Origin of the sequence: Amycolatopsis umgeniensis (assembly GCF_014205155.1) — a bacterium.
Classification (GTDB): Bacteria; Actinomycetota; Actinomycetes; order Mycobacteriales; family Pseudonocardiaceae; genus Amycolatopsis; species Amycolatopsis umgeniensis.
Genome location: NZ_JACHMX010000001.1, coordinates 5,449,036 through 5,463,708, shown reverse-complemented (window position 1 = coordinate 5,463,708; position 14,673 = coordinate 5,449,036). Strand labels below are relative to the sequence as shown.

Below are 14,673 nucleotides of genomic sequence, written 5' to 3'. Positions count from 1 at the left end.
TTACTTGGCCGCCACCGCCGCGACCTGGGCGGACCCGCGTCGCAGCTCCCGCACGGCCAGACCTGTGATGGCGATCGCAGCCGTGAGGACGTAGACGTTGCCGAGCAGCGACCAGCCCAGCCCCCAGCCGAACTCGGTCTCGCCGCCGTTGGGCACGAACATGATCACGCCGCTCGCGAACAGCACCGCGACGCCCGCGGCCGGAACCCACGATCGGCGGATGACGAGCAGGACGAGCAGCGGCACCGTCCACACCCAGTGGTGCGACCAGGACACCGGCGAGAGCAGCAGGCCGTAGAACGCCGTCACCAGCAGCGCGCCGACCGGGTCACCGCGGCGGTGCAGGCGCACGACCAGCCAGACGGCGGGGACGGCGAGCACGGCGGCGATCGCGACGGCCACGGTCAGCGACCACGGCGCGAGTTCCGAGGCGCGGTTCACCAGCCCGTTGAGTGATTGGTTGAAGATCCAGTGCACGGAGCCGACCCGGCTGGGGTCCGTCGCCGATTCGGTCCAGAACCGGACGGCGTCGCCGGGAATCACCGCGAACATCACGGCTTCGAGCACGACGAACGTGCCGAGCGCCCGCAGCCCGTCCTTCCAGCGACCGGTGAAGAAAAGGTGCGGCACGAAGATCAGCGGTGTCAGCTTGATCGCGGCCGAGATCCCGATCAGCACCCCGGCCCAGCGCGAACCGCGTGCCGAAAGCACCAGGACGTCGAGGACGATCAACGCCATCAGGATGAGGTTGATCTGGCCAAGGAAGATCGTCTTCCAGACCGGCTCCAGCGCCAGCGCGCCGGCCGTGGCCAGCGGCAGGACCCACCACCGGATGAGGGGCGCGCCGCAGGCTCGGGCGACCACGGAGATCACGACACTCAGGCAGACCAGCGAGAGCGCGCCGACGACACCCCAGGTCAGCCCGGCGGGGACGATCGCGAGCGGCAGGAACAGCGGCGCCGCGGCCGGGGTGTAGGTGAACGGCAGCAGCACCCACGGCGGCAGCGTCGTCAGCGCCTCGCGGGTGTAGAGCGGTTCACCCTTCAGCAGGGTGAGGGCGCCGGCGCGGTAGACGGCGCTGTCCGCGCCGAGGTGCCATTCGCCGAGCCAGGCCACGATGCCCAGCCCCAGCATCGCCAGTGCGAGCGCGCCGGCCAGCGCGGCCCCGACGACCCGGGGCTCAGCCGCCGGACGCGACTTCAGCATGTTCCCCGTCATCCCCCGCGCCCTGCTTCCGGCGCAGGTACCACCAGCGCCCGGCGAGTGCGAGCGCCAGCACCAGCGGCATGAAGATGTACGCGCTGCCGAGGATGTTCTGCCACACCTTCCAGTGCAGCTCGACGTTGCGGCCGTTGGGCAAGATCAGCAGTACGCAACTGATGAAGACGAAGAACACCCCGAAGGTGCCGAGCCAGCGTTTCCACGCGGTGGCGGGCGTGGTCTTCGGCAGGCGCGAGACCAGCAGGACGACCAGCGGCGCCACCCACACCCAGTGATGCGTCCAGGAGATCGGCGAGATCAGCAGGATCCAGAACGCCGTCACCAGCATCGCCGCGAGCGCCTGGCCCTTGCGGTGGAAGCGCAGCACCAGCCAGATAGCCGGGATCGCGAGCAGCGCGCCGATCCCCATCGCCGCCTTCGACGCCCAGGGCGCGAGTTCGGTGAAGCGGTTCATCAGCGCGTTCAGCGACTGGTTGCCCGCCCAGTGCACCGGGCCGATACGGCCGGTGTCGGGCAGGGTGTAGGTCCAGTACCGGGCCGCGTCGTGCGGGATGATCAGGAACATCAGGCCCTGCATCACGATGAAGGTGACGAGTCCTCGGATGGCGTCCATCCGGCGGCCGGTGATGAACAGATGCCCCAGGAAGACGATCGGGGTGAGCTTGACCGCGGCCGCGACGCCGACGAGCACCCCGCCCCAGCGGCTGCCCCTGGCCCCGATGACCAGGATGTCGAGCATCACCAGCGCCATCAGGATGATGTTGATCTGGCCGAGGAAGATCGTGCGCCACACCGGCTCGAGGCCGAGGAACACCAGGAAGAAGGCGATCGTGGACCGGGCGGGCGAGGCCCACCAGCGGGGACCGTCGCTCGAGGGCTTCGGCAGCGCGCCGATGGCGATCCGGACGCACAGCGCCAGCGCCAGCAGCGAGACCGCTGTCAGAAGCCCCCAGGCGACCTGCGTCGGCACCAGCGCGAGCGGGATGAACAGCAGCGCGGCCGTCGGCGGATAGGTGAACGGCAACAGCGCCCACCACGGCTCCACCGCGAGTGTGTTGGCGTCGTACAGCGGATCACCGTTGAGCAGTGTCTCCGCACCGGCGCGGTACACCGCGCTGTCCACGCCGAGCACCCATTCGTGCTGCCAGCCCCAGATACCGAAACCGATCGCGACCAGCGGGATCACCGACAGGATCAGGATCGACCTCGGCCGGACGGACAAGCGGGCGAGCGACCTCCGCAGCGACAGACGATGCTGCGGGCGGCTCGCCGAAACGTCGCCGTTGGTGTCGGCGGGAACAGTCCGGGTCACGCAAACAGGAAATCATGAACCGGGTCGTAGCTGGTCGACAGGGTCGGCCGTGACCTGGAGAACGTCTTGCGCTACCCCCAGTCAGGACCGGGCGAGACCGGTGAGGAGATCGCACGCCTGGTCGTAGGTCGCCGGGAGCCGGACCGCCGAAATCTGCGGACGGCCGGTGTCCCGCAACTGGGCGTCCACCGAGAGCCGCTCGTTGAGCGCCCTTCGCAGCGCGACGCCGGACGAAGCGAGCCTCACGTCCTTCGGCACCAGCACGCCCGCGACGGACGGCCCGAGCGAAGCGACGCTCTCCCCGCCGTCGAACACCTGCTTCAGCGCGTCCGCGACCAGGATCATCCCGGTCAGCCGGGGCCAGCCCGCGACGGAGCTGAAATCCATCGAGACCACGAGCAGGGTGTGCGCCTCCGCGACCGGCCGCTCGTCGCGGCGGGCCTGGCGGTACAGCTCGCTCAGCCGGGTCCTCAGGTACGCGGCGGTGGGCAGGCCGGTGAGCGGTTCGGTGACTTCGGTGTTCACGAGCTGATCGGTCGCGACGTCCGCCCACGCCAACGCCGTCACCCGGAGTAACCGGGAGGGCGTGGAGTCGACATCGGGCGCGATGAACCCGTCGACGGCGTCCGGGTCGGCGAGCACGGCGTGCAGCGCCGCGAGGTCCGCAAGTGTCTCCGCCAGCCCGGCACCCGCCGCGGCGCGTGCCCGGCCCAGTCCGGCGAGAGCGGTTTCCGCCACTTCGGCGGTGACGGCCCGGCCGTTCTTGATCACCGCCGCGCAGACGGCGTCCACCTCCGGGAGACCCCAGTCGCTGGGGAAACGCCAGCCGGCGGCCAAGCTGGCTGTCCGCCAACGAGCCCGCAGGGCACGGAGAGAACGATCCCGTTCGAACCGGTTCCAGGCGGCTTGCCCGTCGGGTCCCCCGGACGGCGCACCGGTAGCCGGTACGTCCACTGCCCACCGCCCCTTCCGTCCCGATCTTTTCGATCTTGCGATCGCTTCACGGTGGGGACGCCGGTCCACGTCGCGCGTGACGGCGTTTTCCAAGGATCTTTCCGAACTCTTCGGTAACCCGAGGCGGGTGAAGGTGTTGCGCTCTCCGGGTCATCGGCGGGGCCGCGAGGTGACGTGCGTCGCCCAGTCCGTCACACTGAGCGTGTTCGGGCGTTTAAGTCAGTAGACCCGCCGAACCAGCAGATGAAGGAGTCCCGTGTCCACCGTTCCCGCCGATCTCACCGGTAAGAGTGACGCCGAGCTGATCGCCGAGGTGCGTGACGGGAAGATCGCGTCTTACGGAACGCTTTACGAGCGTCACGCCGGCGCGGCGCACAACCTCGCCCGCCAGCTCGCCCGCTCCAGTTCCGAAGCCGATGACCTCGTTTCGGAAGCCTTCGCGAAGGTGCTGGACACACTGCGCGGCGGCAAAGGCCCCGACACCGCGTTCCGCGCCTATCTGCTGACCGCGCTCCGGCACACCGCCTACGACAAGACGCGCAAGGACAAGCGCGTCGACCTGAACGAGGACATGTCCGACGTCGGCGGTGCCGTCGGCGAAGCGCTGACTGTCCCCTTCTCCGACACCGCCGTCGCCGGGCTCGAGCGCACGCTCGCCGCGAAGGCGTTCACAAGGCTGCCTGAGCGGTGGCAAGCGGTGCTGTGGCACACCGAGATCGAGGGGCAGAGCCCCGCCGAGGTCGCGCCGCTGCTGGGACTGACCGCGAACGGTGTCTCCGCGCTCGCGTACCGGGCCCGTGAGGGCCTTCGGCAGGCGTACCTCCAGGTCCACCTGGCCGAGAACTCCGGCGAACGCTGCCGCGCGAGTGCGGACAAGCTCGGCGCGTGGACCCGTGACGGACTGTCCAAACGCGAACGGGCCCAGGTGGAGAACCACCTGGACGAATGCGAGAAATGCCGTGCGCTGGCCGCGGAACTGGCCGACATCAACGGCGGTCTGCGCGGGATCATCGCGCCGATCGTGCTCGGTGGCGCGGCGCTCGGTTATCTGGCCGCGGCCGAGGCGGGCAAGGCGGGCGCGGTCACCGCGGCCGCGACGGCCGCCACCGCGGGTTCCGCCGCGGGTGCGGCCGGAGCCGCGGGGACGACTTCGAGCTCGAGTTCGGGCGGGGCGGCCGGCGCCGCCGCGGCCGGACCGCGCCAGTTCGCCACGGTGGCCGGATCGAGTGCGGCCATCGTCGCCGCCGTCGCGGTGGCGCTCGCCGCCGGTGGCGGCACCCAGGAGATCCCGGCGGCCGCGGCCGTCCCGCCGCCCGCCGTGGTACCCGTTCCCACCCCGGTGGTCCCGCCCGCCGTGCCTCCGGCGGTCCCGCCGCCGAAGCCACAGCCCGTTCCGCCGCCCGCTGAGCAGCCACCGCCCGCCGAGCAGCCGCCGCCTGCTCAGGAGCCCCCTCCCGCCCAGCAACCGCCCCCCGCTCAGCAGCCGCCGCCGACGTCCTCCTCCGAGCCGCCCGTTCCTTCGCCGGAGATCCCGTCGCCTCCGGTGATGACGGCGTCGACCCCCGCCGGTGGAGTCCAGCTCGAACCCGGCGAAGACGCCAACCTGCCGATCACGGTGCGCAACGACGGCGGCTCGAAGTCCGAGCCCGTCGCGATCTCGCTGAACCTGCCGAAGGGCGTGACGGCCGTTCCCGCCGGTGGCGGTCGCGCGCTGGGCGCCCGGCAGCAGGCGACCCCCGCTCCGATCGCGGTGAGCTGCCCCGGCGGCACCGGCACGGTGACCTGCAAGACCGGTACCGGCCTCGAACCGGGACAGTCGGCGGTGCTGACGTTCCGGTTGCGTGCCGACGAAACGGCCGAAGCGGGCAGCATGGTGACCGGTTCGGTGACGGCGGGCGCGCAGATCAAGGTCCAGGTTTCGGTGAAGGTCACCGTGAAACCGCCGCCGGACGACCTCGTCCTGCGGGCCGAGAGCGACGGGCTGTCGGCGTTCCCGTGGAACCGCAACCCGCTCGTGCTGGTCCGGGTGAAGAACACGGGCAAGACGACCAAGCCGGTGACGATCACCCTCGACCACCGCGTGCTCAGCTCCTGGAGCGTGTACGGCATCCCGTGCACCCCGACCGGCGCGGGCGCTTCGTGCACTTCGCGCGGCTCGCTGACCCCGGGACGTCAGGTGAGCCTGTGGGTCCGGCTGAAGGGCCGCCCGGCGGACAACGTCCCGGTGACGGTGAACGCCACTCTCGGTGTCGCGAAGGCGAAACCGGTCGAGGTCTACTTCGGTTGCTGGCACCACTGGTGTGACGACAACTCGCTGCTTCCGCCGACCACTGTGCCTTCGCTGCCTTCGGTCACTTCAAAGCCTCCGGCCACTTCGGAGACGACGAAGCCTGGTCGACCTGGATGGCCTTCTCCGTCGAAGAAGCCTTCGCCGTCCGCGACACCTTCGGAGCCCGCGAAGAAGGAACCCGCCCCGCCGGCCGCGACCACGAGCGCGCCACCGAGGCCGGGCAAGACGAAGCCGACCGTCGAGCCCAACGGGATCGTGGACCGCATCTTCGAGTAGCGTGGCCCGCATGCTGGGGAGGCACCGGGAACTGCTGCGCTTCGCCGTGGTCGGGGGTGCGAGTTTCGTCATCACGATGACGATCACCTATGGGCTGAAGTTCACCGTGCTGACCACCAAACCGGTGACAGCGCTGATGATCGGCGTGCTGGTCGCGACCGTTTTCTCCTACGTCGCGAACCGCGAATGGTCCTTTCGCTCCCGTGGCGGTCGTGAGCGCGCTCACGAAGCGGCGCTCTTCTTTCTTCTCAGCGCGATCGCGCTCGGCCTCAACGCGCTTCCGCAACTGTTTTCGCGGTACGTGCTCGAGCTGGAACAGCCGCATGTCGGACTGCTGACGCAGGAGATCGCCGACTTCGTCAGCGGCGCGATCATCGGGACGCTGCTCGGCACCGTGTTCCGCTGGTGGTCGTTCAAGAAGTGGGTGTTCCCGGAGGCGGACGCGCGGCCGCGGCTGCTGCGGGGCGAGGGACGGATCGACGCCGACATCCCCGAGGACCCGGCCGCCTGATCCGCGTCGCCCATGACGCTGGTCGTCAGAATCGCCCAAAGGGTCCTATAACGCTCTGTCCAAGCCCCTGCCAGCCCGTTCGGTCGCCCGAGCGAATTAGACTGACCTCGTGACCGTGGTCGAATCCGTCCTTTCCCGGACGCCCGAGCCGCTCCGATCCGTGCTGATCAAGCACCGGGAGCTGTTGAAATTCGGAATTGTCGGTGGCACGACGTTCCTGGTGGACAACGGCGTCTGGTACCTGCTGAAGCTCAGCGTGCTGGAGTCGAAGCCGACCACGGCGAAGGCGATCGCGATCATCGTGGCGACGATCGTGTCCTACATCCTCAACCGCGAATGGTCCTTCCGCACCCGCGGCGGCCGCGAGCGGCACCACGAGGCGGCGCTCTTCTTCGTGATCAGCGGCATCGCCGTGGTGGTCAACCTGATCCCGCTCTACACGTCGCGCTACATCTTCGACCTCGAAGTGCCGCACGTGACGCGGTTCGTCCAGGAGTTCGCGGACTTCACGAGCGGGTCGATCATCGGCATGCTCCTGGCGATGTTCTTCCGTTTCTGGGGTTTCAAGAAGTGGGTCTTCCCGGACGAGCTGGGCAAACGCCGCCGGGACAGCGACGAGCCGGACGACGACGTCGTTCCCCTCCGCTAGGTACTTGTCAAAAGACATGTGATTGTTTAGAGTCATCCATGTCAACGTTCCTTCACTGATGACGCCGGCCGGGTTCGTACGGTCGAGCGGGACGAATTCGAGGTGATCGCCAAGCGCGAAGAGGACCGCATCCGGTTCGGATGACGGTTGAGCCTTTTCCCGTCTTGGCGGGGACCGGAGTGACCCTCCGCGTCCTTCGCGTTCCCTCGTTTCTTCCAGTGAACGGATCTCTTCTTGAGCACCACTCTCGGCGCGCCTCCGCGTGCCCGGAACACCCTTGCCCTCGTCGGGCTCTTCGCCGCCGTTTTCCTGGCGATGCTCGACGCCCAAGTCGTCGCGACCGCCCTCCCCCGTATGGTCGGCGAACTCGGCGGCGCCACGTCGTTCACCTGGGTCACCACCGCCTATCTGCTGGCCGGCAGCGTCAGCGCTCCCGTCTACGGGAAACTCGGTGACCTCTTCGGCCGCAAGCGGGTCGTCCTCGTCTCGATCGCGCTGTTCGTCCTCGGCTCCATCGCCTGCGCGCTCGCGCCGACGATGCCGCTGCTGATCGCCGCCCGTGTCCTGCAGGGCGTCGGCTCCGGCGGCCTGTTCGTCGCGGTCGCCGCGATCATCGGCGAACTGTTCCCCGGTCGCGAAGGCGCTCGCTACTTCGCCTGGTTCTCGATCTGCTTCGCCGGGTCCTCGCTGGCGGGCCCCGTCGTCGGCGGCGTGCTGACCGATCTCGCGGGCTGGCGATCGATCTTCCTGGTCAACGTCCCGATCGGACTGATCGCACTCGTCGTCGTCGCCCGGTTCCTATGGCTCGAACGTCGCCGGAAGACCGCGCCGTTCGACTTCGCGGGCATCGTCGTCCTGTCCGGCGCGATCGTCGGCCTGACGCTGGCGACACCGCTCTCCGCGTCGATCGGCGCGGTGCTGCTCGTCGCCTTCCTGGCCATCGAACGCCGGGCGGCCGAACCGGTCGTCCCGCTCCGGCTGTTCCGCGCCAGGATGTTCAGCCTGAGCGTGCTGGCCAGTGCCGCGGCCGGATTCGTCTTCCTCGGTTCGGTCAACTACCTGGCGCTCTTCCTGCAGACCGCGGGCGGCGCCGGACCTTCGGAAGCCGGACTCCTCCTGCTGCCGATGACGCTCGCCGTCGCCGCGTCGTCGATGGTCGCGGGCCGGATCATCGCCAAGACCGGCGCCTATCGCTGGGCACCGATCCTCAGCATGACACTCGGCCTCGCCGCCGCCCTCGCGATGTCCACAATGGACGAAACAACGCCCTTGCCGCTCGTCGTCGGCTATCTCGTCGTGTTCGGCGCGGCGGCCGGGCTCAACATGCAGGTGCTTTCCATGGCGGCCCAGCAGAACGTGGCCCGGACCGATCTCGGCGCGGTTTCGGCGACCGTCGGCTTCCTGCGTTCACTCGGCACCACGGCCGGGCTGACCGTTTTCGGCGCGGTGTTCACGAGTTCTTTCGGCACCGACAGCCCCGCCGGATACGCCTCCGCGCTCGACGGCGTGTTCTGGGTGATGATCCCCGCCCTCGTGATCGGCCTCGCCGCATCCCTCTTCCTGCCGCGTGTTTCCTTGCGGCGCAACCACTGAAGGAGTTTTCCGATGATCCTCGTACTCGGTTCCACCGGCAAGATCGGCCGCGAACTCGTTCCCTCGCTGCTGGACAAGGGCGCTCGGGTTCGTGCTCTGACACGCGACCCCGCCCGCGCCCGGATCGATCCGCGTGCCGAAGTCGTCACCGGCGACCTCGACGCCTTCGATCCCGCACTGCTCGACGGCGTCGACAGCGTCTTCATCCTGACCTCAGGACACGGCTCGAACCCGCTCGCCCAGGAACAGGCCGTGCTCAAGGCCGCCGCCGATGTCCCGCGCGTCGTGAAGCTCTCCACCACCGGAGTCCATTTCGGACAGACAGACCCGGTCTCGTCGGTGCACGCCGCGGCCGAGCAGGCCGTCCGCGAAGCCGGACCGGAGTGGACGATCCTGCGTCCCGGCACGTTCATGGACAACCGGTTCGCCTGGCTGCACGCCGTACGAGGCGACGGGGTCATCCGCGTCCCCGAAGGCGATCCGGCGTCCGCGCTCGTGCACGTCCGCGACATCGCCGAAGTCGCCGCGACCGTGCTGATCACCGACGGGCACGCGGGCAGGACGTATCCGATCACCGGCGGCGAGGCACTCACGACCCGGCGGCAGGTCGAGATCCTGGGCGACGCCCTCGGACGGCGGCTGACCTACGCCGAAGAGCCCGAAGCCGACGCTCGCGCCCGGATGCTCGGCTTCGGCTGGCCCGCTTCGTCGGTCGACGGGATCTTCGAGCTCAAACGGCAGTCCGCCGGGAACGAGGAGATCGTGTTCGACACCGTTCGCGAACTCCTCGGCCGGGCGCCGCTGACGTTCGCCGACTGGGCCCGCGAGCACGCCACTTCCTTCGCCTGACCTGGGCCGGTGCAGGGGCCAAGTACATGAAGGCCCCCTTCATTGCGCCTAGCTCCGTGAAGGGGGCCTTCATGTACTTGCGTCGGCGCGAAGGGCGAGTTCCCTCGGCTGAGCCGAGGGAAGGGGGCCTTCGCGCGGCGTCGCCGTGATGGGTGGGGTTTCTGTGGGACCTGGGGCGATCCACCGCTCAGCCCAAGTCCGTGAAGGCCCCCTTGAGGGACTCGTGTTTGCGTGCCCACCGGCGTGGCCGGCGGTCGAGCGTGAAGGATTTGGGACACTCAACGTCCCAAATCCTTCACGCTCGGTCTCGTCGCTTAGGGATCCGGGCACTGAGCGTCCCCTCATCCCTGGTGCTGGATGCCGGCGCGGTCGAGTGGGGAAGATTTGGGACGTTCAACGTCCCAAATCTTCCCCACTCGAGTTGCCTGCCACCGGACCGCCGTGACGGGGAGGCGATAGCAAAGGTCCCTTGCTTCCCCGTCTGGTCCGAAAGGGTTAATGACTTGGGCGTGCCTCCTCGATACGCGACACTCATCAGGCGTTTAATTCTCGCCGGTCCGCTGTCCGGACCACGCGTTGTCCGCGACCGGCCCTCTCGCTAACGTGCCGCGCGGGGAGACAGGGGGAGACCGTATGAACGAACGTCTTCGCGTGCTCGTGGTCGACGACCATCCACTGTTCCGGTTCGGGGTGTGCACACTCCTCGCCAACGAACCGGAGATCGACGTGGTCGGCGAAGCCGCGAGCGGGGCGCACGCGATCAGCGCGGCGAGCGCCCTCGGGCCCGACGTCGTCGTCATGGATCTGCATTTGCCCGACGTCAGCGGCGCCGAAGCGACCCGGCACATCGTCGCCGAACGGCCCGACGTCGGAGTGCTCATGTTGACGATGGCGGACGAAAGCGAATCCGTTTTCTCCGCGATGCGCGCCGGAGCCCGCGGTTATCTGCTGAAAGACGCGGAACCCGACGAAATCATCCGTGCCGTTCACGCCGTCGCGAGGCGCGAGGCGATCTTCGGGCCCGATATCGCGACACGGGTTCTCGGCTTCTTCAACCACACTCAGCCGAGCACGGACACGGTGTTCCCGGAACTGACCGTCCGCGAACGAGAGGTCCTTTCGCTCATCGCCGGCGGTCACAGCAACACCGCCATCGCCAGCACTCTGTGTCTCAGCCCGAAAACCGTGCGGAATCACATTTCCAACGTCTTCAGCAAACTCCACGTCGCGGACCGCGCCGAGGCGATCGTCATGGCCCGTGAGGCAGGCCTCGGCCGTTGAAAACCTCATTTGGGGCGGCTTTTCGGGCAATGTCGGGACCGGAGTCCCATGCGCCCGGGACACCTCACCCGGCAGGGTGAGTAGTGCGAGGGGTGGGGCCCTCGCACCGTTCGAGGGGAATGGGAATCACATGTTCGAACCGAACAGGACACCGGTGGTCGTCCGCGCCACCGATCCGATTTTGCACAACGGCGTCTGCATGACGCTCCGCTCCCGTGACGACGTCTGGCTGGTGGACGGGGAGGCGGCCGACCCGACCATGGTGGCCCTCCTGGTCACCGACCGCCTCGACGAGGCGATGACTCAGATGCTGTCCGCACTGCACCACCAGGGGTTCACCCGCATCGTGCTCATCGCGGGTGAAGTCGACGACAACGAGATCCTGAGCGCCATCGAGCACGGCGTCTGCGCGGTCGCCCGCCGTTCGGAGGCAGGCGCCGACGTCCTGGTCCGGCTGATCAAGGCGGCCGCCGCAGGTGAAGGGGCGCTCCCGCCCGATCTGCTCGGCAGGTTGCTGCACCGGGTCTCCCGGTTGCAGCGTCAGGTCCTGCAGCCGCGTGGCCTGCACTTCGGTGGCATGAGCAGCCGCGAAACCGAGGTGCTCAAACTGGTCGCGTCGGGGTTCTCGACGCAGGAAATCGCCGACCAGCTCTGCTATTCGCAGCGCACGGTGAAGAGCATCCTGCACGACGTGACCAACCGGTTCCAGCTCCGGAACCGTTCGCACGCGGTGGCTTACGCACTGCGCGAGGGATTGATCTGACACCGTGATCACTCAGGTCGACGAGGCCTTGTGCCTGCTCATCGCACCTCATCTGCCGGAGGGGACGGTGGTCCGGCTCGATCCGCCGAAACCCACCTGGCAGACCGAAACACAGGTGTCGAGCGTCGATCTGTTCCTCTTCGCCCTGCACGGCGCCGGTCCGGGAACCGGCGCCGTGCGGGCGAAGCGCTGCGAGCTGTCGTACCTGGTCACCGCACGGGCGGACAAGGTCCGTGACGAGCACAACCTGCTCGACCGATCGCTGCGGGTGCTGCTCGGCACCGAATTCCTGATGGTCGACGAACAGCCGCTACGGCTGACCCTCGGGAAGACCGATCCGACCGGGCTGTGGGTCAGCCTCGGCCTGCCCGCTCGCGCGGCGTTCGTCGTCACGGTCACGGCGGAGTACCGAGACTGAGTACCGAAGCCCGCCGCAGGACCACCCCTCCGATGGAGGCCAGCTGCCCGCCGAAGAGCTCGCACCATTCGGCGGCGGTCTCCGGCGGACCGCAGTCGCCTGCCCGCCTCGCCCACCTCGCGCGGACTTCGAGGCGATAACCGACGATGCCGGTCAAGCTCAGCCCGTTCCGGCGGGCTCCGACCCCGCACATACCCCGGTAGAGCCAGCCGTCCGGTGGTTCGAACACGGCGCTCTCCTGGACGAACCGGTGTCCCGCCTCTCCGGTGACGGTCGCGACCGGCGTGTCGATCCCGCTGACGAACAGCCCCTTCGAGAGCAGGTCCAGGGCCTCGGCCTCCATCCGCTCCACCACGCCGGGCGGACGGCGGCACGCGTACAGGGCCCCGTCGAAGGACAACCGCAGGGAAATCGCCACCTTGCCGATCTCCACGGTCGCCGCGGCCACCGGACTCACCGGTGGGCGGTACCGGAACGCCGTCGCATGCACCCCCCGACGGTAGGTCGGCGCGCTCCCGCCGCCCTGCCCGAACGGGAGGTCCTTCGGGTGGTCTTACCGAGGGACCCGTTCGGCAGGCCACCGCACCTCGGCCACATCGCCCGGCCGAGGGACCTTCAGGAAGAGGCTGAACACCGCGGGCTGTTTGCTCGACAACTCCAGCCGTCCGCCGTCGGCCTCGATGAGCGCACGGGCGAGAGCGAGCCCGACGCCGGTCGACCCGCCGCCGGAGAACCCGCGTTCGAAGATGTGCGGCGCCAACTCCTCGGGCACCCCCGAACCGGTGTCGGCGACTTCGATGACCACGGTGCCGTCCGTGTCGCCGCGCCGCGCCGCGAGCGTGACCGTTCCCGCGCCGTGGCGCAACGCGTTGTCGAGCAGGACGTTGACGACCTCGCGCAACCGGCCCGGCGTCGCCCGCACCCTCAGTCCATCGGTGACGCGAAGCCGCAGATGCCTGCCTTCGGCGCGAAGCAGCTGTCGCCATTCCTCGGAAACCGCGGGGAGCACCTCGGGCAGATTCACCGGTTCCGCGCCGACCTCGCGCGCCGCCCGCGCGGCGGCCAGTAGCTCGTCGAGAGCCTCCGCCAGCCGGTCCGCCTGTTCCTGCGCGGCCTTCGCCTCGTCGACGACGTCCTGATCGGGATGGACCGTGAGCGGTTCGAGCCGCAGCTGCAACGCGGTCAACCGGCTCCGCAGCTGGTGGGAGACATCGCCGACGAGCTGACGTTCCCGCTGGACGAGCTGCGCCAGCGCCGAGCCGGACGCGTCGAGCGCTTCGGCGACCATGTCGAGCTCGCCGACGCCGTAGCGCTTCGGATCCGGCCGGAAATCGCCGCCGCCGAGTTTGACCGCGCGATCGGCCACGTGTCTCAGCGGTTTCGCGAGCCGTCGCGCGGTCACGGTCGCGACCACCGTGCCGGTGCCCACCGACAGTACGACCAGCAGCACCACGAGCAGCGTCACCTGGGTCTGGCGGGTGCGCATCGGCCCGGCGGGCATGGCCAGCTCGACCTCGCCGTGCAACGCGATCGGCGCCCGTTCGGACACGACGTCGGAGCCGGGGTCGCTGCCGTACCGCTTCTCGATCTGTCCCTGCGCGCGGACCGTCAGCAATCCGCCCTGCGGGACGGCCACCCGGACCAGATCGAGGTTGATCGGCTGGCCGACGGCGATCTCGTTGTCCAGCGTCGCCGCGATCCCGCGCGCCGAGGAAGCCAGGTTCTCGCGGTTGAGGTTCTCGACCAGCTGCCAGGCGGTGATCCCGAGCGGGATGCCCAGCACCGCCGCGGTGACCGCGACGGCGAGCAGGATCGCCAGGAGGATGCGACGGCGCATGCTATTCCGCGTTGAAGCGGAAGCCGACGCCGCGGACGGTCGCGATGCGCCGTTCCCCGTCGCCGTTCCCGCCGGGTTTGCCCGCCCTGCCCGCCGCTTCGTCGGCGGCGATGCTGAGCTTCCGGCGCAGCCACGACATGTGCATGTCGAGGGTCTTCGAGGTCTTCGATTCGAGGTCGTTCCACACCTCGGCGAGGATTTCGTCGCGGCTGACCACCTGACCGGCGCGGCTCATCAGCACGCGCAGCAGCTCGAACTCCTTGTTCGCCAGCTGCACCTCGTGCAGGTCCACGGTGACCATCCGGGCGCCGAGGTCCATCCGCACTCCCCCGGCTTCGAGCACCTCGGGAGCCCGGCGCCGCAGCAGCGCCCGGATACGGGCCAGCAGTTCGGCGAGCCGGAACGGTTTGGCGACGTAGTCGTCGGCGCCGGCGTCGAGCCCGACCACGAAGTCGACCTCGTCGGTGCGCGCGGTGAGCATCAGCACGGGCACCTCGGTCCCGCTGGCGCGCAGGCGCCGGCACACCTCGAGGCCGTCCATCCCGGGCAGCCCGAGATCGAGGACCAGGAGATCGACGCGATCGCTTTCGGTCGCGTCGAGCGCGGCCGGGCCGTCACCGACGACACGCACCTCGTACCCCTCCCGCTGAAGAGCGCGCGAAAGGGGATCGGCGATGGCCGGGTCGTCCTCGGCGAGTAGCACCATGCTCACCTGGCCA

At 69.1% G+C, this 14,673-nt stretch carries 14 protein-coding genes; 8 read left to right on the top strand and 6 right to left on the bottom strand.

Translation table 11 applies throughout. The annotated features are described in order from the left end of the window. The 3 genes from HDA45_RS26005 to HDA45_RS25995 form a co-directional block, all read right to left on the bottom strand. Positions 1–1,206: a glycosyltransferase 87 family protein gene (locus HDA45_RS26005; protein ID WP_184899551.1), complete on the bottom strand. Its 1,206-nt coding sequence runs from the start codon at positions 1,204–1,206 to the stop codon at positions 1–3. After that, positions 1,181–2,533, bottom strand: coding sequence for a glycosyltransferase 87 family protein (locus HDA45_RS26000; protein ID WP_184899549.1), 1,353 nt, complete (start codon positions 2,531–2,533; stop codon positions 1,181–1,183). The genes HDA45_RS26005 and HDA45_RS26000 overlap by 26 nt, the downstream gene beginning before the upstream one ends. A gap of 81 nt (positions 2,534–2,614) precedes the next feature. Beyond that, positions 2,615–3,487 carry a nucleotidyl cyclase domain-containing protein gene (locus HDA45_RS25995; RefSeq protein WP_101612417.1) on the bottom strand — a complete coding sequence of 291 codons (873 nt, stop codon included), beginning with the start codon at positions 3,485–3,487 and terminating at the stop codon, positions 2,615–2,617. 256 nt (positions 3,488–3,743) lie between these two features. Between HDA45_RS25995 and HDA45_RS25990 the strand changes: the two genes are divergently transcribed. The 8 genes from HDA45_RS25990 (at position 3,744) to HDA45_RS25955 (ending at position 12,117) form a co-directional block, all read left to right on the top strand. Beyond that, positions 3,744–6,053: a sigma-70 family RNA polymerase sigma factor gene (locus HDA45_RS25990; protein WP_184899547.1), complete on the top strand. Its 2,310-nt coding sequence runs from the start codon at positions 3,744–3,746 to the stop codon at positions 6,051–6,053. A gap of 10 nt (positions 6,054–6,063) precedes the next feature. After that, a complete protein-coding gene (locus HDA45_RS25985; RefSeq protein ID WP_184899545.1) occupies positions 6,064–6,564 on the top strand; it encodes a GtrA family protein in 501 nt (166 codons plus the stop codon). A 109-nt stretch (positions 6,565–6,673) separates the two neighbouring features. Then, positions 6,674–7,213: a GtrA family protein gene (locus HDA45_RS25980; RefSeq protein ID WP_101612414.1), complete on the top strand. Its 540-nt coding sequence runs from the start codon at positions 6,674–6,676 to the stop codon at positions 7,211–7,213. A gap of 234 nt (positions 7,214–7,447) precedes the next feature. Further along, positions 7,448–8,806 carry an MDR family MFS transporter gene (locus HDA45_RS25975; RefSeq protein WP_184899543.1) on the top strand — a complete coding sequence of 453 codons (1,359 nt, stop codon included), beginning with the start codon at positions 7,448–7,450 and terminating at the stop codon, positions 8,804–8,806. 12 nt (positions 8,807–8,818) lie between these two features. Further along, positions 8,819–9,655 (top strand): NAD(P)H-binding protein, encoded by an 837-nt coding sequence (locus HDA45_RS25970; RefSeq protein ID WP_184899541.1) that lies wholly within the window; start codon positions 8,819–8,821, stop codon positions 9,653–9,655. Between the two features lie 633 nt (positions 9,656–10,288). Continuing rightward, entirely contained in the window at positions 10,289–10,936 is a 648-nt protein-coding gene (locus HDA45_RS25965) for a response regulator (protein WP_184899539.1), read from the top strand. Positions 10,937–11,066: 130 nt separating this feature from the next. Continuing rightward, positions 11,067–11,699: a helix-turn-helix transcriptional regulator gene (locus tag HDA45_RS25960; RefSeq protein WP_184899537.1), complete on the top strand. Its 633-nt coding sequence runs from the start codon at positions 11,067–11,069 to the stop codon at positions 11,697–11,699. Positions 11,700–11,703: 4 nt separating this feature from the next. Continuing rightward, positions 11,704–12,117 (top strand): Pvc16 family protein, encoded by a 414-nt coding sequence (locus HDA45_RS25955; RefSeq protein ID WP_184899535.1) that lies wholly within the window; start codon positions 11,704–11,706, stop codon positions 12,115–12,117. Here HDA45_RS25955 and HDA45_RS25950 read toward each other — a convergent pair. The 3 genes from HDA45_RS25950 to HDA45_RS25940 form a co-directional block, all read right to left on the bottom strand. Beyond that, complete coding sequence (locus HDA45_RS25950; protein ID WP_343072150.1) at positions 12,095–12,607, bottom strand: hypothetical protein; 513 nt, start codon at positions 12,605–12,607, stop codon at positions 12,095–12,097. The two genes, HDA45_RS25955 and HDA45_RS25950, sit on opposite strands and share 23 nt — an antisense overlap. 63 nt (positions 12,608–12,670) lie before the next feature. Further along, complete coding sequence (locus HDA45_RS25945) at positions 12,671–13,954, bottom strand: ATP-binding protein (protein ID WP_184899534.1); 1,284 nt, start codon at positions 13,952–13,954, stop codon at positions 12,671–12,673. 1 nt (position 13,955) lies between these two features. Further along, entirely contained in the window at positions 13,956–14,660 is a 705-nt protein-coding gene (locus HDA45_RS25940) for a response regulator transcription factor (RefSeq protein WP_184906029.1), read from the bottom strand. Positions 14,661–14,673: the final 13 nt, after the last annotated feature.

What these genes read in the sequence shown, in the direction of transcription:
- HDA45_RS26005 (WP_184899551.1), bottom strand. Translation starts at nt 1,206, where the DNA reads ATGCTGAAGTCGCGTCCGGCGGCTGAGCCCCGGGTCGTCGGGGCCGCG.
- HDA45_RS25985 (WP_184899545.1), top strand. Translation starts at nt 6,064, where the DNA reads ATGCTGGGGAGGCACCGGGAACTGCTGCGCTTCGCCGTGGTCGGGGGT.
- HDA45_RS25965 (WP_184899539.1), top strand. Translation starts at nt 10,289, where the DNA reads ATGAACGAACGTCTTCGCGTGCTCGTGGTCGACGACCATCCACTGTTC.
- HDA45_RS25940 (WP_184906029.1), bottom strand. Translation starts at nt 14,660, where the DNA reads ATGGTGCTACTCGCCGAGGACGACCCGGCCATCGCCGATCCCCTTTCG.
- HDA45_RS25970 (WP_184899541.1), top strand. Translation starts at nt 8,819, where the DNA reads ATGATCCTCGTACTCGGTTCCACCGGCAAGATCGGCCGCGAACTCGTT.
- HDA45_RS25960 (WP_184899537.1), top strand. Translation starts at nt 11,067, where the DNA reads ATGTTCGAACCGAACAGGACACCGGTGGTCGTCCGCGCCACCGATCCG.
- HDA45_RS25945 (WP_184899534.1), bottom strand. Translation starts at nt 13,954, where the DNA reads ATGCGCCGTCGCATCCTCCTGGCGATCCTGCTCGCCGTCGCGGTCACC.